The sequence below is a fragment of the Nostoc sp. genome, from assembly GCF_054880495.1.
The window spans coordinates 1-24,641 of sequence record NZ_JBTYKD010000025.1 but is presented as its reverse complement, the minus strand read 5'-3'; the positions used below and the strand labels follow the sequence as shown (position 1 = coordinate 24,641).

19 protein-coding genes and 2 pseudogenes are annotated in these 24,641 nt (G+C 42.3%); 15 read left to right on the top strand and 6 right to left on the bottom strand.

All coding sequences use genetic code 11. The features are described from left to right. Nucleotides 1–8: 8 nt before the first annotated feature. Nucleotides 9–794, bottom strand: coding sequence for an MOSC domain-containing protein (locus ACYTXL_RS02700; protein ID WP_461923447.1), 786 nt, complete (start codon nucleotides 792–794; stop codon nucleotides 9–11). Between the two features lie 514 nt (nucleotides 795–1,308). Further along, nucleotides 1,309–1,950 (bottom strand): signal peptidase I, encoded by a 642-nt coding sequence (gene lepB, locus ACYTXL_RS02695; protein ID WP_461923392.1) that lies wholly within the window; start codon nucleotides 1,948–1,950, stop codon nucleotides 1,309–1,311. Between the two features lie 169 nt (nucleotides 1,951–2,119). On the opposite strand from lepB, the gene ACYTXL_RS02690 reads away from it, so the two are divergent. After that, a complete protein-coding gene (locus tag ACYTXL_RS02690) occupies nucleotides 2,120–3,439 on the top strand; it encodes a dihydroorotase (protein ID WP_461923391.1) in 1,320 nt (439 codons plus the stop codon). 11 nt (nucleotides 3,440–3,450) lie between these two features. Here ACYTXL_RS02690 and ACYTXL_RS02685 read toward each other — a convergent pair whose 3' ends face one another. Next, nucleotides 3,451–3,702: a hypothetical protein gene (locus ACYTXL_RS02685; RefSeq protein WP_461923390.1), complete on the bottom strand. Its 252-nt coding sequence runs from the start codon at nucleotides 3,700–3,702 to the stop codon at nucleotides 3,451–3,453. 287 nt (nucleotides 3,703–3,989) lie between these two features. Between ACYTXL_RS02685 and ACYTXL_RS02680 the strand changes: the two genes are divergently transcribed. Then, the gene (locus ACYTXL_RS02680) at nucleotides 3,990–5,165 is read left to right on the top strand and encodes a patatin-like phospholipase family protein (protein ID WP_461923389.1); all 1,176 of its coding nucleotides are present in this window, start codon (nucleotides 3,990–3,992) and stop codon (nucleotides 5,163–5,165) included. A gap of 730 nt (nucleotides 5,166–5,895) precedes the next feature. Here ACYTXL_RS02680 and tsaE read toward each other — a convergent pair. Then, complete coding sequence (tsaE, locus tag ACYTXL_RS02675) at nucleotides 5,896–6,351, bottom strand: tRNA (adenosine(37)-N6)-threonylcarbamoyltransferase complex ATPase subunit type 1 TsaE (RefSeq protein WP_461923388.1); 456 nt, start codon at nucleotides 6,349–6,351, stop codon at nucleotides 5,896–5,898. Nucleotides 6,352–6,419: 68 nt separating this feature from the next. Then, nucleotides 6,420–7,790 (bottom strand): gluconeogenesis factor YvcK family protein, encoded by a 1,371-nt coding sequence (locus tag ACYTXL_RS02670; RefSeq protein ID WP_461923387.1) that lies wholly within the window; start codon nucleotides 7,788–7,790, stop codon nucleotides 6,420–6,422. Nucleotides 7,791–7,964: 174 nt separating this feature from the next. On the opposite strand from ACYTXL_RS02670, the gene ruvC reads away from it, so the two are divergent. The 11 genes from ruvC (at nucleotide 7,965) to ACYTXL_RS02615 (ending at nucleotide 22,917) form a co-directional block, all read left to right on the top strand. Beyond that, nucleotides 7,965–8,456, top strand: coding sequence for a crossover junction endodeoxyribonuclease RuvC (gene ruvC, locus ACYTXL_RS02665; protein ID WP_461923386.1), 492 nt, complete (start codon nucleotides 7,965–7,967; stop codon nucleotides 8,454–8,456). Between the two features lie 157 nt (nucleotides 8,457–8,613). Next, complete coding sequence (locus ACYTXL_RS02660) at nucleotides 8,614–8,820, top strand: ankyrin repeat domain-containing protein (protein ID WP_461923385.1); 207 nt, start codon at nucleotides 8,614–8,616, stop codon at nucleotides 8,818–8,820. Between the two features lie 7 nt (nucleotides 8,821–8,827). Beyond that, nucleotides 8,828–9,313 carry a gluconokinase gene (locus ACYTXL_RS02655; RefSeq protein WP_461923446.1) on the top strand — a complete coding sequence of 162 codons (486 nt, stop codon included), beginning with the start codon at nucleotides 8,828–8,830 and terminating at the stop codon, nucleotides 9,311–9,313. 965 nt (nucleotides 9,314–10,278) lie between these two features. Beyond that, the gene (locus ACYTXL_RS02650; protein WP_461923384.1) at nucleotides 10,279–11,271 is read left to right on the top strand and encodes an ABC transporter substrate-binding protein; all 993 of its coding nucleotides are present in this window, start codon (nucleotides 10,279–10,281) and stop codon (nucleotides 11,269–11,271) included. A 273-nt stretch (nucleotides 11,272–11,544) separates the two neighbouring features. Beyond that, the gene (locus ACYTXL_RS02645) at nucleotides 11,545–13,101 is read left to right on the top strand and encodes a sugar ABC transporter ATP-binding protein (protein WP_461923383.1); all 1,557 of its coding nucleotides are present in this window, start codon (nucleotides 11,545–11,547) and stop codon (nucleotides 13,099–13,101) included. Then, the gene (locus tag ACYTXL_RS02640; protein WP_461923382.1) at nucleotides 13,098–14,096 is read left to right on the top strand and encodes an ABC transporter permease subunit; all 999 of its coding nucleotides are present in this window, start codon (nucleotides 13,098–13,100) and stop codon (nucleotides 14,094–14,096) included. Before ACYTXL_RS02645 ends, ACYTXL_RS02640 begins: the two co-directional genes overlap by 4 nt. A 210-nt stretch (nucleotides 14,097–14,306) precedes the next feature. Continuing rightward, complete coding sequence (locus tag ACYTXL_RS02635) at nucleotides 14,307–15,875, top strand: sugar porter family MFS transporter (protein ID WP_461923381.1); 1,569 nt, start codon at nucleotides 14,307–14,309, stop codon at nucleotides 15,873–15,875. 635 nt (nucleotides 15,876–16,510) lie between these two features. After that, the gene (locus ACYTXL_RS02630; RefSeq protein WP_461923380.1) at nucleotides 16,511–18,124 is read left to right on the top strand and encodes an iron uptake porin; all 1,614 of its coding nucleotides are present in this window, start codon (nucleotides 16,511–16,513) and stop codon (nucleotides 18,122–18,124) included. A gap of 194 nt (nucleotides 18,125–18,318) precedes the next feature. Further along, nucleotides 18,319–18,789: an NADAR family protein gene (locus ACYTXL_RS02625; RefSeq protein ID WP_461923379.1), complete on the top strand. Its 471-nt coding sequence runs from the start codon at nucleotides 18,319–18,321 to the stop codon at nucleotides 18,787–18,789. A 419-nt stretch (nucleotides 18,790–19,208) separates the two neighbouring features. Next, nucleotides 19,209–21,932: a GAF domain-containing sensor histidine kinase gene (locus ACYTXL_RS02620; RefSeq protein ID WP_461923378.1), complete on the top strand. Its 2,724-nt coding sequence runs from the start codon at nucleotides 19,209–19,211 to the stop codon at nucleotides 21,930–21,932. 214 nt (nucleotides 21,933–22,146) lie between these two features. Then, a complete protein-coding gene (locus ACYTXL_RS02615) occupies nucleotides 22,147–22,917 on the top strand; it encodes a hypothetical protein (protein WP_461923377.1) in 771 nt (256 codons plus the stop codon). Nucleotides 22,918–22,956: 39 nt separating this feature from the next. On the opposite strand, the gene ACYTXL_RS02610 is transcribed toward ACYTXL_RS02615, so the two are convergent. After that, nucleotides 22,957–23,811: a phosphate/phosphite/phosphonate ABC transporter substrate-binding protein gene (locus ACYTXL_RS02610; protein WP_461923376.1), complete on the bottom strand. Its 855-nt coding sequence runs from the start codon at nucleotides 23,809–23,811 to the stop codon at nucleotides 22,957–22,959. 12 nt (nucleotides 23,812–23,823) lie between these two features. Between ACYTXL_RS02610 and ACYTXL_RS02605 the strand changes: the two are divergent. Next, nucleotides 23,824–24,087: pseudogene (locus ACYTXL_RS02605) on the top strand (Tll0287-like domain-containing protein); the annotation flags it as partial. A 271-nt stretch (nucleotides 24,088–24,358) separates the two neighbouring features. Next, nucleotides 24,359–24,482 (top strand): annotated as a pseudogene (locus ACYTXL_RS02600) (transposase); the annotation flags it as partial. Nucleotides 24,483–24,641: the final 159 nt, after the last annotated feature.

The following is a 24,641-nucleotide window of genomic DNA, read 5'->3' as shown; positions in this document are numbered from 1 at the left end:
TTGAATTTTTAATGTAAAAGTATGTCAACCTCATCGCCGATTTGTAAAACTTTTCCGGCTGACGAAGGGGGTAATTGAGTATTCACACTCAATCTGTAAAAGTGATTAAAAGCCGATGAAGCAACCCAATTTGGCAGAGTTGCTTGTCGCTGGGTTGCAAATATTTTTTGAAAGTTTGGGTAAGCTTTCCCTAAGTAAGAATCGCGTGTTGGCACTATACAACGCTGACATGGGTTAACCCCAAACAAATGCATATCTCCCACTCGAAAGGAGACTAAATCACCTTGTTCACTAAATAGTTGATCTTCCCAAAATGCTGGTACACCACCAATCTCAATGTTGGCACGCATTCGACGGCGCATTTCATCTACACTTAAACCCGGAAACCAAGAAGCTACTTCTGCCAACGTTGCCGTACTAATTACCGTTGGGCCAAGTGAAAATGTATCGTCAGGAAAACCCATCAGAGAGTTTTGTTCCAATGTGACAGCAAACTCAAAATAATTACTCAAAGTTGCTTCTAATTCTTGCCGTTCCTCATCCAAATGAAAAATTTGTTGTGAGTTGCCGCCTGGGATTTGCAACGAGATAGTTCTATTTAAAAGTGCAAATTGCGCCCTTAGTAAATGAATTTTAGCATAACGCTTGCCATTGACAAATCTACCCCGTTCGTCAATAATGGCAAACTCGCGGTCATGCTGTAGTGCGCCACTAGCAAGAACTCTAGCATTCTTAACTTCAAGACCATCCAGTGACTTAACTGGATACAATAAAATCTTGGCTAGGTAAGGCATCATCGCAATTTTGGATTTTAGATTTTGGTGAAGCAGCGAGGTCTTCTCCCAAAGGGAGAGGCTAGCGCCTTTGCGGAGCGTCTCGTAGAGAAGGGGGTTTCCCCCATGAGCGACTGCTGAGAAGGGATTTTGGATTAAAGATTGGTGATTTAGCAGTTCCCAATCCTAAATCTAAAATTCTTTTGTTACAGCAGTTTTCATATATTTGAACCACATCTATCGTAGGGGTACAGCACTGCTCATGCGTGTCAACTTAAGAAAAAATCTGCTTTGAGAAGACGTTTTGCCCTCATCCCCTAACCCCTTCTCCCAAGTTGGGATTCGGGGAACTAGAGAATTTGCTCCCCTCTCCCACTTTTGGGAGAGGGGCTGTTCTTGTGAGGGTCAAACCTCGAAAGCTTGCCTTGCCTAACTTCTAGGTTAAGTTGACACCAATGAGCTTTTTCTGTGCCCCTACCGCGTGGTCTGTTTACCTGAAAATAGCTGTAATTATCCACCTTACTAATATTCTTAATTATGGATATAGTGGCGATTTATCTATTCCGCCAATATGATTTAGAGGCCAGAAGCGAACTATAGCACGTCCAATAATATTCTGGCGGGGGACAAGACCCCAGCAGCGGCCATCATAACTGTTGTTACGATTGTCACCTAGTACTAAATATGAATCGGCTGGTATAGTCTGGAGTTTCGCCAAAAAAGGTGGCTGTGGTCCTGATTGGCAAACATCAATGACTGTGGTTTGCCCAGAACTGAGGTAATTGGCTTCTGGAAGGGGTTTGTTGTTGATGTAGACTTTACCATCCTTAAGTTGTACTTTTTCTCCAGGTAAGCCAATTACACGTTTAATAAAAGCATCCTGGTATTGTTCTTTTTGTAGTTCTTGCGTAGGTGAAAATACTACGATATCTCCCCGCTCCGGGTTAGCAAATTTATATTTCAACTTATCGACAATGATTTTGTCTGCCTCCCACTGGTTTGGCGTACCATGCAGAGTCGGTTCCATCGATCCAGAAGGAATCCAGCGTGCTTCAGCAACAAAGGTACGAATTCCCAGAGCTAGAACAATGCTCAATACAATTGTTCTACCTAGCTCTGCGATCCAAGAATTATCAGGTTGTTGACTAGAATTGTTATCAGACACTTGATTATGCATGAAATTACTTAACTGAACCAAAGATGTAGGTAATTAGCTCGCCTAGTGAGACTTTATCTGTTAATCTTAACGGGAAAACTTTAATGGTTACTCCGATCGCAACTCAGTTTAACCTCAAAGCATAGTTCTCTGTAATACATAGCTCTTTGCCTGAACTTTAATTATCCCTATGTCATCTCCACAAATTCTCCTGATTCGCCGCGCTCGCATAATCTTACCCAATGGTGAACTGATGATTGGGGATGTGTTGACGCGCGATCGCCAAATAGTCGAAGTTGCGCCAGAAATCTCCCAAACAGCACTAGCCACTGAACTTGACGCAGAAGGGTTAACTTTGTTGCCAGGAGTCATTGATCCGCAGGTACATTTCCGGGAACCGGGACTAGAACACAAGGAAGATTTATTTACCGCCAGTTGTGCCTGTGCTAAAGGCGGAGTTACTTCCTTTTTAGAAATGCCCAATACGCGCCCCCTGACAACGACACAGCAGGCTTTAGACGACAAACTAGAACGTGCCTCCCAGAAGTGCTTGGTTAATTATGGCTTTTTTATTGGGGCAACAGCAGAGAATTTACCAGATTTGCTTTTGGCAAAGCCAACACCGGGAATTAAGATTTTTATGGGGTCGATGCATGGTCAATTGCTAGTTGATGGGGAAACAGCACTCTCTGCGATATTTGCTAAAGGCGATCGCTTGATTGCCGTTCATGCCGAAGACCAAGGTAGAATTAACCAACGCCGCCAAGAATTTGCCAATATTCACGATCCAGCCGTTCACTCGCAAATTCAAGATAATCAAGCGGCAATGCTTGCAACCCAATTGGCATTAAAACTTTCTCAAAAATATCAACGTCGTCTGCATATTCTGCATCTGTCAACGGCTGAAGAAGCAGATTTGCTGCGTCAGAATAAACCTAGTTGGGTGACAGCAGAGGTGACACCACAGCATTTGTTGTTAAATACTAGTGCTTATGAAACAATAGGCACCTTAGCACAGATGAATCCACCGTTGCGATCGCCCCACGATAATAAAGTTCTCTGGCAAGCTTTGCGCGATGGCGTGATTGATTTCATCGCTACAGATCACGCGCCGCACACCTTAGAAGAAAAAGCTCAAGAATACCCCAATAGTCCTTCGGGAATGCCTGGGGTAGAAACTTCCTTAGCTTTGATGTTAACTGCGGCGATGCAGGGAGAGTGTACCGTCGCTCAAGTTGTGAACTGGATGTCGAAAGCTGTAGCTGTAGCTTATGGTATTCCCAATAAAGGAGCGATCGCACCTGGTTACGATGCCGATTTAGTGCTTGTAGATTTAAACACATACCGTCCAGTCCGGCGCGAGGAACTTTTAACCAAATGTCGTTGGAGTCCCTTTGAAGGTTGGAACCTCACCGGCTGGGCTACAACCACCATTGTCGGCGGTGAGATAGTTTATGACAAAGGCCAGGTAAATACGCAAGTGCGGGGTCAAGCTTTAACTTTCTTGTAGAAAATATTTATTTAACGAGTTGCGGAAGTCCCCACCTTCAATGTACTCATAAGGTGGGGATTGTGAGCGGGGCATGTTCGCGTTGGCGGAGCCTCTCGTAGAGAAGCGTCACGAAGTGAGGATTGCATCTGGAATTGATTTTTTACTTGGTAAAAAATCAATTCCAGATGTATGACGAATCCCCAAGATTTTCTGGTAAGATATTTAGTGTCTTGACCATCAATACCACAAGCGAAAACCAAGCTAATAGGTATATGTTGCAAGAGAAAGTTTGGGTCTTGGGAACCAGGACTCCTGCCCTTGGAGAAAATATAAGGCCAAAAAAACTACGGAGTTCTGGAGGCTATTCCCGATGAATTGGGAAGCTCAGACTTCAGCCTTAGGCAAGTCTGAATAGTTCACACTTATGTAGTAGACAAGTAACTATACAGCAAAGTCATACTTGAACTGGCAAGATTTTCATCTACCAGAGCCAAGACTAGATCAATGCGGTTTGGTTAAAGGTAAAACGCGAAAATCCTTGTTGTTCCTTCTTTACCCTTTTAACCAAATGTCCTTCAGAATTTTGGCTTTAGACGGTGGCGGTATTCGTGGAATCATTGCAGCACGAATACTTCAACAAGTAGAACGAGAAATTAGAACCCAGGGTAAAGGAAACTTTTTACATGAATACTTTGACCTGATTGCTGGTACTTCTACCGGTTCGATATTAGCAGGAGGTATTGCTGTTGGAAAGGAGAGTGATCAACTAATTAAATTGTATAAAGAACGGGGGAAAGATATATTTCCGCAGCAGAGAAAAGACCGCTATCAAAACTTACCGTCCATCATAAAATCCATTTTGAATGTACTTTCACCACCTAAATATTCTCATGATGGAATTATTGGTGTCCTCAAAGATGCGTATAAATCTACAAGAATAAAAGATATTGACAAACCGATTATTTTGATTCTTGCTTATGATACGCTATATCGCAATACAACCTTTTTTACAAATTGTCATCCCGATCTAGGAGACAGATGGTATGATGACTGTTATTTATGGGAGATATGTACCGCTTCTGCCTCAGCTCCCACTTTTTTCCCACCATATAAATTAGAACCTGTAGATAAAGAAAAATTTGGTGATTGGGAATTTCCACACATTGATGGAGGAGTTTCTGCTAATAACCCCTCTCTCGCAGCTTTGAGTCTAGTTATGAGGATCAGCCAGTCTTCAGTCTCTCCAACAATCAAGCAAAAATATAAACTGGAGAATCTACGATTGGAAGATATTTCTATCCTTTCTATTGGCACAGGTCAAACTGGTGAACCATATCAATATAAGCAAATAAGCAAATGGAGGGGCTTCGACTGGGCAAAAAATCTTACTAATATCTTTATAGAACCTACATCTGAGATTGGTAGTACAATTTGCCGGCAAATCATGGGTGGATACGATTCTAAACGTTACTTACGTCTTCAGTTTGACTTAAATGAGACATTTGAACCCAAGCTAAAAGAGACTTATAAAGATCCTCGGATTATATTAGCTCCAGAAGACCGAAAAAACCGATTTACAGGCGAAAAAGTCAGTGAAGAAATAGATAACACTAGTTCGGAGGTTGTTCAGCAGTTAATAGATACTACCTCTGCGTTCATTGATAAAGGTCTTACGTACTATACAAGAGACGACTCCGGTCCTCAGACAAAAAATGCGATCGCCTCTTTCATTAGAGATAACTAGTACATCCACGTAGGCATATTTATGTCAACTAATATATAGAACTCATATTTGATTTTGAAAAAACTCAGTACACATCTATTCCCTTCTTCACCGTTAAGAGTTCCCGACCTACGCAAGTAAGTTCAGTAATCAAATCCGATTCCTATAGGATAAAACATCTCGTATTTCTACATACCTATCGTAGAAATACGAGATGTTTTATTTAAAGCTTTATTAATACCAGTGTTAATTACAGATGTGAATAAAATAATTTATTGCTATTTAAAATTACTTAAATTAATAATTTTTAAACATTTAACAATTCAGTATTTTTGTGTATACATTATGACCTTGACTTGGGTATATTGAGTATAAGGAAAAGTTAGACAGCTTCTACAGAACTTGATGTTGTTTAAGTTTTCTCTACTCGCTTTGGCTGCTAAATAATCCAGATTAGTTCTCTTAATGACAGTAGAGAAGCAATCGGGTTAAACCAAGCTGACTAAGTTTTGTGAAAATCTCATTTAACTCAACAACAGGTTACATTTTCTTAATTGATACACCATCTAAATCAGTTTTTTAACTGATTATTGCAGCAATAAAGCTGCTGTCACAAAATTTTTTCATTTATTTTGGATTGAGATAACAATGTTAGTGATTTGCAGTGGTGAGCGTGGTAGTGGCAGATAGAACGAGTGTGGAGTTCTCCCTCGACTGTTTGCAGAAATTTTTTTGTATAGTGTTCAAGAAATTAAATCGCGGTAATGACTTCGCTAATGGCACAATTGAATGGTATGAGTTCGACTTGACGAGTGCCCCCATGCCCATAAGTCAAACTCACACTTAAATAACTATCTGGTTTGTAAGGCAATCGTTCCGCCCATTCAACTGCCACAATTCCTGGTATGAATTCAACACCTTCCCAGTAACTTTCTAAATTTAGGGCTGCAACTTCTTGTGGTTCTAAGCGATATAAATCTAGGTGGTAAAGGGGGAGGCGTCCTTCTTTGTACTCATTAATCAGGGTGAAAGTTGGACTGACAATGGGTTCAGCGATTCCCAAACCCTTGCCAATACCTTGAACTAGGGTAGTTTTACCAGTACCTAAATCACCTTCTAGTAAAATTACACTACCAGGGGTCAGGGATTCACCGAGAGTAATACCTAAGTGTAGCGTCGCCTCTGCATCTGCAAGAAAAATTTTCATAATTAGTCATTAGTCATTAGTCATTGGTCATTCGTCTAAACAAAAGACAAAGGACAAATGACAAATTTTCATCTTCCATGATGACCTCTACTATACCACCGCAACAAAACTCGTGCTAGTTTCTGCGGATTGTGACGTACAAAACCTGTTTCATCTTCATACAAAACATTAGCTGGAACAATCCTTCGCCCTAGCTGAGTTACGGCTTCTCTATCCAAGAAAACGGGATGGGAGTTTTGTTGGGCGTAGCGCGTAAGTGATTGCTCCGAAGGGGATTTGTTGTGTATTAGCACAGCATCAAATAGCCGTCTTTGCCCACAAGCAGCATCAATTGCTCTGATGTGATCGGCAACAGTGTAGTCTTCAGTTTCTCCTGGTTGAGTCATTATATTGCAGATATAAATCCGGGGAGCATTTGTTTGAGCGATCGCATCGGCAATTTCTGGTACTAATAAATTAGGAATCAGGCTAGTATAAAGGCTACCTGGGCCAATAATAATGTAATCAGCTTCTTTAAGTGCCTTAATCGCTGCTGGCACCGCCGGAGGATTAGCTGGAATGCAGCCAATTTTGACAATTTTACCGCCAGCTTTGGGAATACTAGACTCCCCATTAATCCGGCGGCCATCGGCTAATTCTGCCCAGAGGCGAACATCACTGAGAGTTGCTGGTAGTACTTGTCCGCGTACCGCTAGTACTTTGGAACTGGCTGCAACTGCTTGTTCTAAATCTCCAGTAATATCACTCATTGCCGTTAAAAACAAATTGCCAAAACTGTGACCCGTTAACCCATCTCCAGCCCGAAAACGGTATTGAAACAATTCTGTTAATAGCTTTTCTTCATCTGCTAGTGCAGCCAAACAATTGCGAATATCCCCTGGTGGTAGCACTCCAAATTCTTCACGCAACCGCCCAGAAGATCCACCATCATCGGCGACAGTGACAATCGCAGTAATATTAGCGCTGTAGGTTTTCAGTCCCCTTAACAACGTAGAAAGTCCCGTACCACCACCAATTACCACTATTTTCGGGCCTCGGTACAATCGACGATGGGCTAGCAAGACATCAATCAGTTCCTCTCCGCCTTCCGCTCTTAGTACCTTAGTAATTGAGCCTACAGTGCGAGTTTGCCCCCAAAGCACTAACAGCAAGCCGCCAAGCAGCACCAAAGGGCCACTGATATAGTTGGGTAAGAGGTTGGTGATTACTCCCAGAAAATTCCTAACCAACTCGATCATCCAAAAAATTGGAGTCAGCTTAATCCAAATAGCTAACCCCAAACTCGCCAGCAGTACACCCCCAAGACTGATCAACAACCAACGTTTTACCGATAGTCCAGGGGATAACCATTTGAACCACTGGTTAACCCGATGTGAAGTACGAGAGCGCGACTGCTTTTGCAGGGCGTTGAGGGCTTGTCTGAGAAAACCATTTGACATACCTGATTTGGAGCAGTGCTACAAACAATAATTAACAGAAAATTTAGATCACTTGGTTTAAAACACCAGGCGTGAAACTATTATATTTGTCAATCGCATTAGACTAAGAACAAGTCGTGAAGATTGCCAGTATTCCTAGTTAAACAATAGCCTGGCTTGGTAAAAGTGAATTTAATGGAAAAACGAATTTTAGGATTAGATCCAGGACTGGCAATTTTAGGATTTGGGGCAATTAACTGTACACAAATTTCTCACAAGGTGCAAGAGACTACAGTAAATATGCTGGATTTTGGGGTAATCAGAACCTCACCAGATGTCGAAATGGGACAGCGCCTATGTACCTTGTTTGATGATTTACACACCCTGATGCAGGAGTTGCAACCGGATTTGGTGGCGATCGAGAAACTATTCTTCTATCGGATGTCAAGTACAATCGTCGTTGCACAGGCGCGGGGTGTACTCATTTTGGTGTTAAGCCAGCGTCGTCTTCCCTACGTAGAGTTTACTCCGGCTCAAATTAAGCAAGCTTTGACAGGCTATGGTAATGCTGATAAGTCAGAAGTGCAAGAAGCGGTGGCGCGGGAGTTGGATTTAGATGAAATTCCCAAGCCTGATGATGCTGCGGATGCTTTGGCTGTAGCATTGACTGCTTCTTATCAGCTATAGCCGTTGGAGAACTTTATTGTTCTTCTACATTAGTTTAAAAATTAACTGTGACTCGAACGAGAAAGGACTTCCAAAGAATAAATTACTCAACAAAAATTGGTTTTACCGATGTAAAAGAAGCATTTATGAATATGTTTAGCTGTGCTACTTAATTTATATGTTTTACTCTGAAGGAAAACCCTGTTCAGCCGTACTTATTTCTACTTATCGTAGACATAAAGATATCGTAGAATTGTTGGTGGCTGCTGGTGCAAGCGTTCATGTTGTAGATGGTTCGGCTGAAACACCCTTACATAAAGCATCTTCCGAGGGACATAGGGATGTAGTCGAACTTCTGATTACTAATGGAGCGCAGTATGATTAAGCAGTCGATGATTATTCTGGTAATGGGTGTATCGGGTTCTGGCAAAACCACCATCGGAAAACTGCTAGCAGACTCGTTAAACTGGGAGTTTAGTGACGCGGATGCTTTCCACTCGCCAGAGAATGTTGAGAAAATGCGGCGCGGTATCCCTCTGAGTGAAGCTGACAGGATGCCTTGGTTACAAGATTTGCAAACAGCTATAAAACACTGGCTGCAAGAAAATAAAAATGTGGTGCTGGCGTGTTCAGCTCTAAAAGATAGCTATCGGCAATTTCTAGTATTAGATAGCGTTCGCATCAAGCTAGTTTACCTCAAAGGGTCTTATGAGTTGATTCAAATGCGGTTGCAAGAGCGTCAGAATCATTACATGAATGAAAAACTCCTCAACAGCCAGTTTTATACTCTTGAAGAGCCATTAGATACCATATCTATGGATGTTGCACAGCCACCTCAGGTAATTGTCCAAAACATTAGAACGGCCTTGGGAATTTAGCTTATTGATTACAACCACAAGTTTAAATCCGTAAAGTTATTTAAGGTGAATTGTAGTAATAAATTTACCATCACCTTTGGTTTCGACTACTTCGACTTCGCTCAGTACAAGTTCGTTCAACCAACTGAGTGTCCGAAAGTTGAGCGTTCGCGTAGCGTCTCGCAGAGAAGTCGAAACTCGTCAACATGATATTTTTTTAATCAGAAATCACCTAATCCCTACGATTTGTATTCAAAGAACCCTAATCTTCCAGATTGGCAAAAATTAAAGCCTTACTGATGATCACAAATAAGCGCAGTTGACAAACATATTATAGTCAACTCTGAAAATAAGGCAACAGGATTTTGATATATGGTAATGGGCTACAACTTTCTACCCCTAAAAGATAGATTTAAAAGCAAACATTTCCCTCCTACGGTATTAATTTTTCTGAATTAAACTTGAGTGAAGTATGTTAAGTTTTTTAAACTATACTTAAGCTGAAAACTACTTAACTTTCGCAAAGAGTCCACGAGGAAAAGTTTAAACTAGATCGAGATGGAATAGTTTCCTTGACTTTGTAAAGTTCGATAAACGGGGATCATATTTGGAATAATGCAGGTTAAACTAAAATTAATGTAAAACAGAATACAAATTCACATTGATAATATCAGGTTATAGTGATTTTAGTTAAAAGCTGTTTTTAACCGACGCAGTTTCAAATGTATTATCAAAAATGTGATTTTTTGATGTAATGTAGTGTTCATACTATTGCTTGAAAAAACAAAACATCTAATTTAGGACAATTGATAGCGCTAACTCAAATCACGTCAAATTATCAGGCCTTTGAGAGAAGTTTGAATTGCTAAAATCATTAGTACTGCTAGGTGATATCTAAAGTTTTCAGACTTAGCTCATATTGTGATAACTTCGCAATTTTATATTCTACTGAGCTTTTTAAAATTTAAATCCGTTGTTAGAAATAGATGAATATGAAGAGAATTGGACTCATATTTGGCATATTAAGTTTCGCGGTTGTTGGTTGTACAAATGGCACTCAAAATGACAACACTGCTACCAATACTAGTGCAGAAAGTAAAACTGCCACTGGGAATCGGAAATTACGATCGGTTGCCTTTACCGTTGGTGATTTAAGTAACCCTTTCTTCGTTCTCATGGGACAAGGAGTTGAGGCAGAGGCGAAGAGAATTGGCGGAAAAGATGTCAACGTTATTGTAGCTTCCAGTGCCTATGACCTCAACCAACAAGCCAATCAAATTGAAAATTTTACTGCTGCGAATATTGATATCATTGTTTTGAATGCTGCTGATAAAAGGGGAATTAGACCAATAGTTGAAAACGCGAAACGAGCAGGTAGAATTATCATTGCTGTCGATACAGGTGCTGAGGGAGGTGTAGATGCCACCATTACTACTAATAATGTCCAAGCCGGAGAAGTTAGTTGCAAATATATTGCTGACCGTCTCAAAGGCAAAGGCAATGTAGTAATAGTTAACGGTCCGCCAGTGGACTCGGTGATTCAGCGAGTTAGTGGTTGTGAGAATGTATTATCTAAATATCCCGATATCAAAATCCTTTCTAAAAACCAGAATGCAGACGGTAGTCGGGATGGAGGACTCAGAGTTATGACTGATTTGCTCACAACCTTTCCGAAAATTGATGCTGTTTTTGCCATCAATGATCCGAGTGGACTTGGCGCAGAACTAGCAGCAAAGCAAGCACAGCGTAAAGATTTCTTTATTATAGGGGTTGATGGTGCGCCAGAAGCAATCACTGCGATCGCAGCTAAAGATAGTTTATATGCGGCGACTGCTACTCAAAATCCACGAGGTATGGCTCAAAAAGCAGTTCAGGTTGGCAACGACATCTTAAATGGGAAAAAACCTAAGTCACCTACCATTTTGATTCCAGTTAAGTTGATCACAAAAGATAATGTCAGCACAGAAAAAGGCTGGTAAATAATAAAATTTGTGAATTTACAATTGAAAATTATCTCTAATCTCAGTTGAGTCTTTTGGTGCATTGACAGAGTTTTTGCTGATACCCATGATGTATATATGTGCATCTTGGAAAAGTTCTAAATCTCGAAAGGCGACGTTCAAAAGTCCCCAAGATAATGGCCAATTTCTAAAACATGATTTTGTGATAACTTGAATTTCACATCAGATATTAAGTTCACTACTTTCTAACTAGCACTGGCGATTTTTAAATTGTTTTTATAGGTTCTGCTGATGACAACAACTATTGAAAATTCATTTCCTGATGTACTAAATAGCACCCCGGTGTTAGAAATGCAAGGGATTACAAAACGATTTCATGGTGTATCTGCCCTCCAAAATGTTAATCTGACGATTTATCCGGGAGAAGTTCACGCCCTCATGGGTGAAAACGGAGCAGGCAAAAGCACATTGATGAAAATCCTCGCAGGGGCTTACATTGCCGATGAAGGAGAAATTCTGATCAATGGTCAACCACTGAAAATTACCGATCCTGCGACAGCACGCAAGGCGGGTATTAATCTCATTTATCAAGAACTGAATGTTGCACCTAATTTAACCGTTACCGAAAATATGTTTATGGGTAGCGAGTTGCGGCGGGGTCAGTTTTTAGACCGTAAAGGGATGCAACTGGAAGCAGAGAAAGTTCTGGAAAGCCTTGGAGCCAATTTTACAGCGCAGACTGTAGTTGGTAGATTAGCGATCGCAGAACAGCAGCAAGTAGAAATTGCACGAGGGCTGAAGGATAAAAGCCGCGTTTTGGTGATGGATGAACCAACAGCAGCCCTATCTGACCGCGAGAGTGAGCATTTATTTGAGGTAATTCGCAAACTGCGGCGTGACGGCATTGCGATTATTTACATCAGCCATCGGATGGAAGAAATCTATGCCTTAGCTGACCGAATTAGTGTGCTGCGTGATGGTCAATATATTGGCAGTCTCACACGCAGTGAAATTTCTCCCCAGCGATTGGTGCAGATGATGGTCGGTCGCTCCATGCAAGACTTTTACGAACATCAACGGCAAACCAATCCTGGCCCAGTGGTGCTGGAAGTCAGAAATATGAGCGACGCGCGTCAGAAGATTGAGCCGGCTAGTTTTAAAGTTCATGCTGGAGAAATTGTTGGTTTAGCGGGGCTGGTTGGTGCAGGGCGCACAGAACTATCCCGGCTGATTTTTGGTGCAGACCGCAAAGCCAGTGGTGAAGTATTTTTGAATGGCAAAAAACTGGAAATTAATACACCCAGTGATGCGATTGCGGCGGGAATTGGTTACGTCCCAGAAGACCGCAAAGATCAAGGTTTATTTCTGGAGATGAGTGCCCGCAAGAATATTGCTATCAACACACTCAAGCAGGATGCAAAGGCTGGAATTGTTAACTGGAGTTCAGTTAATCGGTTGTCAACAGAGGCGGTGGAAAACTTTAATATCCGCTTGGCCAATTTGGAAATTAGAGCGGTGGATCTTTCTGGTGGTAATCAGCAGAAGCTACTGCTAGCGCGGTGGTTAGCGATTAAGCCGAAAGTACTGATGTTAGATGAGCCGACACGCGGTGTAGATATCGGTGCCAAAAGCGAAATTTACCGAATTATGAGCGAATTGGCAGCGCAAGGTGTAGCTATTTTAATGGTTTCCAGCGAACTAGCGGAGATTGTCGGCATGAGTGATCGCGTCTTAGTAATGCGAGAAGGACAGCTGGTAGGCGAACTGGATGGCAGTTTTGGTAGAGAAATCACCCAAGAAAAAATTATGCATTATGCAACTGGAGCATCGGAGGTATTAGCATCATGAGTCAAACAGTCAGACCGCCTGCCAATAAATTAGCCAACAATCGCACATCCGGCAACCGCAAATCAATTAGCGCTCTATTGGAAGTTGCGGGTATTCTGCCAATCCTAATAATTATCTGCATCTTATTTACATTCCTTTCTCCCAACTTCCTCACAGTCGGTAACATCGTTAATATCTTGCGTCAGTCATCAATCAATATTGTGCTGGCGACAGGAATGACCTTTGTGATTCTCACCGGAGGTATTGACCTTTCAGTTGGGTCAATCTTAGCTGTTTCTGCGGTAGTGGCGTTGCTCGTATCGCTGCTTCCGGCTTTAAGTTGGGCGGCTGTGCCTGCTGCATTGCTGGCAGGATTGCTTTTAGGCTTAGTCAACGGCGCTCTCATCACCTTTTTGGATGTGCCACCTTTTATTGTCACTTTGGGTTCACTGACTGCCTTGCGGGGTCTAGCCTTCTTGGTTGCCAAGGGGACAACCCTGATTAACCCGGACATCAATTTTGCTTGGGTGGGTAATAATTATGTCGGTCCCCTGCCGTGGCTAGTGATAATTGCGCTACTGGCTATAATCGCTAGTTGGTTTGTGTTGCGGCAAACTGTTTTAGGAGTGCAGATATATGCTGTCGGTGGTAACGAGCGGGCAGCCAGATTAACTGGGATTAAAGTTAATCGTGTGTTGCTATTTGTCTATGGTATTAGTGGATTACTGGCAGGTTTAGCCGGAATCATGAGTGCTAGCCGTCTTTATAGTGCTAGTGGCGTATTAGGTCAGGGTTACGAATTAGATGCGATCGCAGCTGTTATTCTTGGTGGAACCAGCTTTACAGGCGGTATTGGTACCATTGGCGGCACCCTTGTAGGTGCATTGATTATTGCTATTCTCAACAACGGTTTAACCTTGTTGAACCTATCTTACTTCTGGCAACTAGTCGTCAAAGGACTAGTAATTATTTTGGCAGTAACGATTGATCGGTTACGCAGACGTTCCAGACGGTAAAGAATTAATTTCTTTGGGAATTGGGCATTAGACCTCTTGCATAAATGCTTAAATTGTCATATTGAGCGGAGCGAAACATCTGGTGAGATTCTTCTCTCCACTGCGTTCTGCTCAGAATGACATTCCTGATTTTAGGACTTTTGCAAGAGGTCTATTAGAGAATAGAGGATGAGTCTTTGAACTCCGTTAATGAGTCTTTGAACTCCATTAATGAGTCTTTGGTTTCTACTCTCCTGCGCCCCACTCCCCAATTCCCAATACTTCTCTACGAGAGGCTGCGCCAACGACAACGCTACTTCTCTTCTTAGGCTGCGCCAACGACGCCGCTCAGTACAAGTCAGTACAAGTGCCCAATGCCCAATCCCCAATATATCAACTATGTCTTCCACTAGTATTCGTCGTAAATCCAGCACCTTTTATGTGATTTTGATTGCTGGTGCTGCTGCCCTCGGCGGCTTTCTGTTCGGTTTTGATACTGCTGTAATCAACGGGGCGGTTTTATCTCTAGCAAAAGCTTTTAACACCAGTAGTTGGGTAACAGGGCTAGCAGTGTCCCTAGCGTTGCTGGGGTCTGCGGTAGGAGCCTTCTTTGCTGGGCAGATTGCAGACCGTTATGGTCGAATCAATGCAATGGTGGTCGCTTCGGCGTTATTTACTATCAGTGCCATTGGCTCTGGGATGGCCTTCACTATCTGGGATTTTATCTTTTGGCGAGTATTGGGTGGGATTGGAATCGGCGTTGCTAGCGTCATCGCTCCAGCTTACATCGCCGAATGTTCTCCCGCCCATTTGCGGGGAAGGTTAGGATCTCTGCAACAATTAGCGATCGTAGTGGGAATTTTTGTCGCTTTATTGAGCGACTACTTTATTGCTGTGTCAGCAGGTTCAGCAGACTCACCGTTTTTGTTTGGGGTTGCAGCTTGGCGCTGGATGTTTTGGACAGCAGTCCCGCCAGCAGTATTCTACGGAATGATGGCTTTAACAATTCCTGAATCTCCCCGTTACTTAGTTGCCAAAGGACGAGAGCCAGAAGCTGCTAACGTTCTGACCAAGATTTTGGGGGGTGACGTGCTGCCAAAAATTGAAGAAATTCGGCAGACAGTGCTTCGTGAACGCCAGCCTAGATTTTCTGACCTGTTGGGTAGAAGTGGCGGACTCCTGCCTATTGTTTGGATAGGAATAGGCTTATCTGTATTACAGCAATTTGTTGGTATTAATGTAATCTTTTACTACAGCAGCGTTTTGTGGCGGGCCGTCGGGTTTTCCGAAAAAGATTCCCTAACAATCACGGTGATTACAGGAGCCGTAAATATTATTACAACACTGATTGCGATCGCCTTAGTGGATAAATTTGGTCGTAAGCCCTTGCTCATACTAGGGTCGATTGGCATGACCTTGACTTTAGGAACGATGGCTTCTATTTTTGGCACTGCTCCCCTAGATGCTGCTGGCAATCCCAATCTCACCGGAAGCGCAGGTACGGTGGCTCTCATCGCAGCCAACCTCTATGTGTTTTGCTTCGGTTTCTCCTGGGGACCAGTAGTTTGGGTACTGTTGGGAGAAATGTTTAATAACAAAATTAGAACTGCTGCACTTTCAGTTGCTGCTGCGATGCAATGGGTTGCGAATTTCGTCATTTCCACAACATTTCCTCCCATACTGCAATATTTTGGTCTAGGTTCTGCCTATGGACTTTATACAATTGCGGCAGCTACCTCATTCTTTTTCATTCTCTTTTTTATTAAAGAAACCAAAGGAATTGAGTTAGAAGATATGTAATTAGCATTCATCTAGTACCCCAAGGCAGAATTAAAAATTAAAAATCAATACAGTATCAGCGTTTCATTGATTTGGAATGGGTGGTTTATTTACGCCGTGCTGTACTAGTACCGCTAGGCGTAATTTGTAATTCTGATAACCCAATACAGTTTGAGCCAAAAGTCATAGCGTGGCTTTAATAGGACTTACGCAAAAATTGCTAAAAAGCCTAATTTTAGGACTTACGCACTGTACAAATGCATCGTGATGTACATTAACGATCTTGAGGTTGTTTTAGGCTTTTCTTAATTATCCTGCGATCGTAAATAGATCATGCTGTAGGGGCACAGCATTGCTGTGCCCTTACGAAAAATATGGTTTTTAACCTTGATTCATATTTGGTATTTCTTGTCAATGCGTAAGTCCTAATTTATCGACCCGCCTTCTCTACCTTGGGCTTGGACCAACGCATAGCATCTGGTAGAGAAGAGCGCCGAGAATTCGTAGAGTGTGCGTAAGTTTTATTTAAGTGACCAAAAACCTCAACTCAAAATAGTAACTTGAATGCTGATTAGCTCATAACCTGGAAGCTTTGGTTCGAGTGTAATCTCTTTAGTTACAAAGTCATAATTTAACCATTTTTAAGTAATAAGCTAATGTTAAAAATTCTTTTTCATAGTTTTTTTCTCCTATTTTTAGCAATTCCAGCAGTTTGGGCAGCACCTCCAGAAGATAATTCTAATCCACCAGATGGAGATAGGAATTTGCAGGGACAAGTCAATTCTGTTTCCCAGCTTTCTGATATTAAACCGAGCGATTGGGCATTTCAAGCACTGCGATCGCTAGTGCAACGTTATGGCTGTATTGCAGGTTATCCTGACGCAACCTATCGCGGCAACCGTGCTTTAAGTCGTTACGAGTTTGCAGCTGGTTTAAATGCCTGCTTAGACCGGGTGAATGAATTAATTGCTGCGGCTACTAGCGATTTAGTCAAGAAAGAAGATTTGGCAGTGCTGCAAAAATTGCAGACAGAGTTTGCGGCAGAATTAACAACTCTGCGTGGGCAGGTGAATACGCTGGAAGCACGGACAGCAACCCTGGAAAAACAGCAATTTTCTACTACTACCAGGTTGAATGCTCAAATTATTACCGCCATTAGTGATAGCTTTGGTAATCGGGTGGGTGGCAATCGCGATGAATCCCGTCTCTACTTTGCAAATCGCGGTCGTCTCAACTTTGAGAGCAGTTTCACAGGCAAAGATTTGTTACGAGTTCGGCTAGAATTTGGCAACTTTGCGAATTCCAATGGTGCAAGCCAAATTGCCGCAGCAACGGGTACAGGGATGACACGCCTGAATTTCGATAATGACAGTAATGATACACTTTTTGTTCCCCACATTCGTTACTACTTCCCAGTCAGTGATTCTCTTAACTTCGTTGTTGGTCCCACAGGCATTGGTTACACCGATATTTCAACCACCGTCACTCCCGCCACAATCGCTGACGACGGCAATGGGGTTCTCTCACTTTTTGGGTCATACAGTCCCTTATTCCGGCGAGGTGGCGGCGGTGCGGCCGCTAACTGGAACATTACCAAAGACTTGATTCTCACCTTGGGCTATTTAGCAACCAGTCCCAATGTCCCATCGGCTAGCAACGGCTTGTTTAATGGCGGCTACAACGCCCTGGCGCACTTAGCCTATTATGGTAAAGAAGGAGCTATTGGTATTGCCTATTCTCATGGCTATAGCCCTGCTGGAGTAATCGATCTCGCCGCTGGAACGGGTAGTGCCCTGTCAAACGCTCCCTTTGGCAACAACATTGCTACTTCCAACGATATTGTCGGCGCACAGGGATTCTATCGCTTCTCCCCGAATTTCCAAATCCACGCTTGGGGTGGATATATTTGGGCAAATGCCAAAAACTCTGGTTTGAGTGATATTTCCAATGGTCGGGGTGGAACAGATTCTCTATTTGTGAACAGTGGTGACAATGCCAATGTCTGGTTTGGGGCAATTGGTATGTCGTTTCCTGATGTGGGGGGTAGAGGTAACTTGCCGGGAATTCTCTTTGGTATACCGCCGTGTGTCTCTAACAGTGATGTCCGTCAAGACCGAGATAACGCTTACCATATCGAAGCATTCTATCGTTACCGATTGAACGATAATATTTCAGTAACTCCTGGTTTTTGGGTGATTCTCAACCCGGAAAACGACAGCAGAAATGATACGCAGTATGTGGGTGTGATTCGCACAACCTTCGATTTTTAACTGAATTAGGACTTACGCAAAACTACACACGGTAGGGGCAATTCATGTAGCTTTAGCTGACCGCAGGCTATTGCCTTAAGAAGAAAATCATTCTTTTGGGCTATTGTTTGCGTAAGTCCTGATAGAAATGAAGGGTTTGGAAATATAAAACTTTCGCGTACCCTAAAGTTGATATATAAAAGAGCAATTTTCAAATGACCATTTACTTTTATAAAGTTTGGCAGCCTTATGGCTGTTTTTCTAACTTTTCTCCCCACGGTATCCACATCCAGAATACTTACTGGACTACGGTTGAGCATTATTATCAAGCGCAAAAGTTTATAGGTAGCACAGATGCGGCAATTATACCCCTCATCCATGCCGCCGCCGCCCCAGAAGAAGCTGCCGCTTTGGGAAGATGTAGCGATCGCCAACTTCGTCGAGACTGGAATTTAGTCAAAACTCAAATTATGCGAGAAGCTGTACTCAAAAAGTTTCTCACTCATGCTGATATTAGAGAAGTTCTCTTGAGGACAGGCGATGAGATTTTGATTGAAAACTCCCCAACCGATTCTTTTTGGGGCTGTGGTGCTAATAAAACCGGTCAAAACCATCTCGGTAAAACTCTGATGAGTGTGCGTGAAGAAATCCGTAATTTATTATCTTTAACAGTAATTTACGAATAGTTATGAGCAAAATAGTTAGATTCAACATAAAATCAGCAATTAGACGGGGAAAAATTCAAAGCCTCTCTCCTTTTAGGAAAGAGGTCAAAACTGTACCTCACGCAATCGAAAACCGCGATAAAGCACAGCTTTATCGGGGTGAAGTTAGGCCCTACCTAATTCTTATTAGGAAAAGCTATAATTAATTGAATCAAGAAGCAAAAATTATCATAACATATTCTTATTTTAAAGTAATCATAAAGTAATGAATTGAGTGATATGACTGAAATAGTTTGATGATTGAAAATATAAAATCAATGGGTGTCTCTGATTAAGATTTTATGAATTTTAGACTTGAGAGGAATTTTGGGAAATGGGGTGAAAAGCAAGGCACTGACAATTACAAATAAAATTATACTTCGTCCTACTGCATACAAACAATGACAATTACCGATAAATCAAACAAGTTGCAGCAAAGGTTAGACCAAGAAAGTTTACTGCACAAGATGACAACCCAGATCAGGCGATCGCTCGACCTCCAAGAGATATTAATGACTAGCGTTAGCCAAGTGCGTTTATTTTTGGATGCAGATCGGGTGAAAGTATATCGCTTTGGTGCTGATGGTAGTGGTGAAGTCATTGCTGAATCTATTTATCAGGAACGTCTGCCATCCTTATTGGGACAGCGCTTTCCAACTGATGATATTCCAGAAGCCGCCAGAGAAATGTTTTTGTTAGTGGGGCAACGTTCGATTGTGGATGTGGCCAACGGGAAGATCGGGCTATCACCTCTACAGTCAAAAGAAACTGGCAAACGTCTACAAACTAATATCTACTATCGACAGGTAGACGCATGCCATATTCAATATCTAAAGGCAATGGGCGTGCAGTCTTCGTTGGTAATGCCAATTTTACATTCCGACCTCCAAGAACCATCGGCAAAGCCTAAATTGTGGGGATTGTTGGTAGCTCACCACAGTCAAGCGCGAGAGATTTTGAAGGAGGAACTTAAAGTATTGCAGGAAGTTACTGACCAAATAGGAATCGCGATCGCTCAAAGTAATCTACTCACCCAAGCGATCACCAAGCAACAGCGAGAAGCTACTATTAACCGAGTTAGCACACTATTGCATAAACTACCGACAATCCAATTGCAGAAGGCGTTAGAAGAAATTATTACTGCCTTGGGTGGAGTAGGTGGCAGGCTTTACATTGAACAAAGTCCGGAACTATACACCTGGGGCGACCAGCCGATACTTCCCTATGAGGGAGATAACAGTATTCTGGAAGAGCACCTCGTATGGCAAAACTGGATGGCTGAGTGTAAACAAGGTAATATTTGGGCAACCGATGACCTCTACAAAGAACCACGTTTGCGAGTTTTGGCTTTAGCGTTCCGTTCTACTCAAATTCGCGGACTCATGGTGATTCCCCTACATTACCGCGAAAAGTTTATTGGTGTATTAAGCATTTTTCGCCCGGAATTTGAAACAGAAATCTTGTGGGCGGGACGATGTGAAGAAAATCGGCGACAAATCTTACCCCAGCTTTCCTTTGAGCTTTGGCGAGAGCAAAAAAAGGGGCTATCAGCTGAGTGGAAACCGGAAGAAATCTTATTGGCGCAAGCTTTATCCGAGCATTTCTCAATGGCAATTCAGCAGCACAAAATGTATAAACAAGTAGAATCCCAGAATGCCAATTTAGAATTGCGGGTGCAAGAGCAAACTGCTGAACTCGAAAAATCATTACTGACTACCAAAGTACTCAAGCAAGTTACAGAGCAGATTCGCCGCACATTAGACTTGCAGACAACCCTGCAATCCATCGTTCGAGAAGTCCGTCCCCTGCTAAATTCAGACCGAGTGCTGATTTTTGAACTGAAGAGTAAATCAGTGATTGTGGAAGAGATTAATGGCAATTGGCAGTCTGTTTTGGGATTGAACGCACCAGCAGGATGTTTGCCTGATGAGTATACGCTTCTATCCTTTCAGGGCAGGGTACGGGCAATTAACAATGTTTCAACCGCTTCTTTAAGTGATTGTCATCGAGAGTTTTTGCAAAGTCTGCAAGTGCAAGCAAACTTAATAGTTCCGATTAATATCGGTCTGGAACTATGGGGCTTAATAATTGCCCATCAGTGTGATGCTCCCAGAAATTGGCAGGATGCAGAAATTGATTTATTGGAACAGCTAGCAGATCAGGCAGCGATCGCCCTTCAACAAGCACAACTCTACGAACAAACCTCTAGAGCCGAAACTGAAGCCAGAAATCAAGCTGCCCGGTTAGAGAATATCCTACATGAACTCCAAGAAACACAGTCAAAATTGATTCAGACCGAAAAAATGTCCAGCTTAGGACAGTTGGTGGCGGGTGTCGCCCACGAAATCAACAACCCCGTTAACTTTATCTACGGGAACCTGTGCCACGCCAGGGACTACATCGAACTACTGCTAGAAATTTTAGGTCTCTACCAGCTACACTATCCCCATCCCCATAGTGAAATTAGCACTGCGATCAAAGTAATGGACTTTGAATTTTTGGTAGAAGACCTGCCGAAAATCATCACCTCAATGCAAGTAGGAACCGATCGTATCCGCTCAATAGTACTGTCATTACGCAATTTTTCTCGCTTAGATGAGGCTGAAAACAAGCGCGTTGACATACATGAAGGCATTGACAGCACCTTATTAATTTTGCAACATCAGCTGAAAGCAAATGCGGAATTTCCCGGCATTAAGGTAATCAAAGAATATGGCAACATACCAAGGGTGCAATGTTATGCTGGCCAAATGAATCAGGTATTCATGAATATTCTCAGCAATGCCATAGATGCCCTGCAAATGGGGACCAAAGATAAGGGGGATAACCCATGCCCAATGCCCACTATCCACATTTCTACTAGAATTTCAGCAGACAACTCTCGTCTGTTGATTCGTATTAGTGACAATGGATCTGGAATGACTGAAGAGGTGAAAAAGCGAATTTTTGACCCGTTTTATACTACTAAACCTGTGGGTAAGGGTACAGGACTGGGACTGTCAATTAGCTATCAGATTATTGTCGAAAAACATGGTGGAACAATGGAGTGCATTTCCGAACCTGGCCAAGGTACAGAGTTCTGGATTGAGATTCCCACCAAACCTCCAGCTAAAATAGTTAACTAGATGATGCTCCATCCTGCGGCTTTAAGTGCGAGGTTGATTTAGCTCACCCTCTAGTGTACATAATTAATCATGGTATGCTTTTAACAAAATAGGTCGTTTCAGCCTTTGATGATTTGAAAAGTTTGGCTGTTTAAAGAAAAGTCTGAAATAAGGACTCCTCTAGGTGTAAGATTATACGGAGTAGAATAGGGAGAAAGAGTTTAAATAGCGCCTTATGTCAATTATTGCGCTGAGAGCGTGGTATCTACAAGATTACGAGCCGATTCCAGAACTGGAAAAACGTCCGCCAGACATTCGCTTAAGCAAAAAAAGCCTGCTCAAATCAGCCTTGCGAGCAGACTTTTTAGAAGAAAGTGACGAAGTTAATAAATCAACTTGGTTTGGGCGCTATCTGGAAGGGGAAAATATTGAATTTTATATTGAAGGTAGTGGTGGCTATTGCGTCGCTAACATTGACTTAATTAGTCATGAAATTTATTTCACAAAGCAGGCGGTGTTGGCTCAGTTAGAACCAACGATTTTTTTATCCTATCAAACTGAGTATGCCGCAGCGACGAATATTCTCAGAGAAGAACTGCGAAAAAGTTTAGATAGTTTAAACTTGCGATCGCGCCTTCCCTTAACATTAGTAGAATCCTCTCGTCCCAGTGGTGCTACTGTCCGAATTAACCGCACGATCATGCGAAAAATCCGTAAGAGTTTGTTGTTTATTGCTGACACTACGCCCATTGCTAGCATTGATGGTAAAGAAACCCCTCAACTAATTCCGAGTCCGAATGTCTGTATTGAGATTGGCTATGCCATCCAAAGTAAACGATCTGAACAGATTCTATTAGCGCACATGCAACGCCCCGACTTTGAAGGGCAATTTCCCTTCGACTTACCGACACAGCAAATTTTGCAATTCCAAGACACCACAGAACTGAATAAAATTCTGACAGGAACCATTGAAAATCAGTTAGCACGATTCAAATTGTTTTTTTGAGCAAGATGATCGCGAGTGGGGAATGACAAATGCTCAACCTTAAAATAAACGAACAGGCTTTTTTTCCAGCTTGGAACTAATCGAGCTTACCCGATCAACCAGAGAAATCATGTATTTATAATCTGGTACTTGTCCATTGGGTACATACCCCACTTCTTGAGCTAAACCTGAAGGCGAATCACTCATCACTTTGTGGATAAACTCTTGACGATTACGTTCTACATTAGGTCCAATTAAGACTACACCTAATGGTACATAGTGAGGGTCTTTAAATAGTATGCGGAATTCGGTTGGGTCTAACTGTGAACCGTAGAGACTTAATTCAGCCTCCGAGACAGCACAAGCGATGGCTTTTCCTTCAGCTACCAATTGCAGCGCGGCTTTGGGTGTGGGTGCAAAGAGTATTTCTGCCAGTGTTGTACCATAAAGATTGTAAAGTGGAAAATAATATCCTGTTGCTGAACCTAACTGGCCTAAAGCGACTATTTGACCTTGTAGTTGTTTCAAGTTAGTTATGGGATTGTCTTTGCGAACAACGAAAATTGAACGTAAATTACTAATACCTATTAAAGGAAACAGAGGAACATATTGGTAGCGTGCGATCGCAATAGCCGCTAAACCCGGTGGAGCAAATACCAATGACCAAGCACGAGCCTCAAGACGCTCAACCGCTCTATTTTCATTAAAAGCAGGCTCTAGCTGAATATATGCATTTGTCTTTTCACCCAAATAACTATTAAATTTAGCATATTGGTTAATTATCTGTTCGCCTCCACCATAGTTGATCACACCAACAATTAACGTGCCCTCAAACTCCTTTGGTGATTGGCAGGCAGTAAATGTCAAACCTAACAGATTAAATAGAAAGAAACGACGGGGAAATCGCCAAAACATCACTAATTATAAGTATTTTACATTGCACAACCATTAAAGATTACACAACCGAAATGCTTGCGATGTCATTCTACACCAGATCGAGCTCCTAAGAGTCAGTTGGTAAATTATGGCTCGGAAAACGGTTTTGGTTGGCAACTCAATCAGATTGTTTCTGCCCAGATAATCTCTGTTCCTTCTCAAGAGATTTTTGCCAATGCCAAACGGACTTCGACATTGATAATGGGACTTTTAATTACTATCTTTGCGATCGTAGTTTTCTTAATTAACTTCCTAAATTTCAGATCGGCTTGCTGCCATCTATTGTTGAAGCTTTAATAATTCCTCAGAAATCGGCAGTTACCCAATTTTTGAAATACTTGCTGGTTGAGAGACTAGGGCGTGTTTTCAAACTCGTTATATCCTATAAAAAAAGGCGATCGCTGTCTAGTCATGATCAACCGAGGAGACTTAAGTAACGAGCAGTGGGAGAGGTTAAAATCGTTACTACCATCAGAAAAACCGCGAACCGATAAGCCTAATCATGACCATCGTTTTCTTTGTGAATGGCATCCTCTGGATACTGAGAACAGGGGCACCGTGGCGAGACCTCCCAGAACGTTATGGAAAGTGGGAGAGTATTGCAACGCGGTTTTATCGTTGGCAAAAGGCAGGAAAGTGGGAGAGTATTGCAACGCGGTTTTATCGTTGGCAAAAGGCAGGAATTTGGCAGCAAATCTTAGAACACCTGCAAATGATCGCCAATGAACAAGGAAAACTTGATTGGGAAATACATTACGTCGATGGCACAGTGATCCGCGCCCACCAGCACGCAGCTGGTGGAAAAAAAG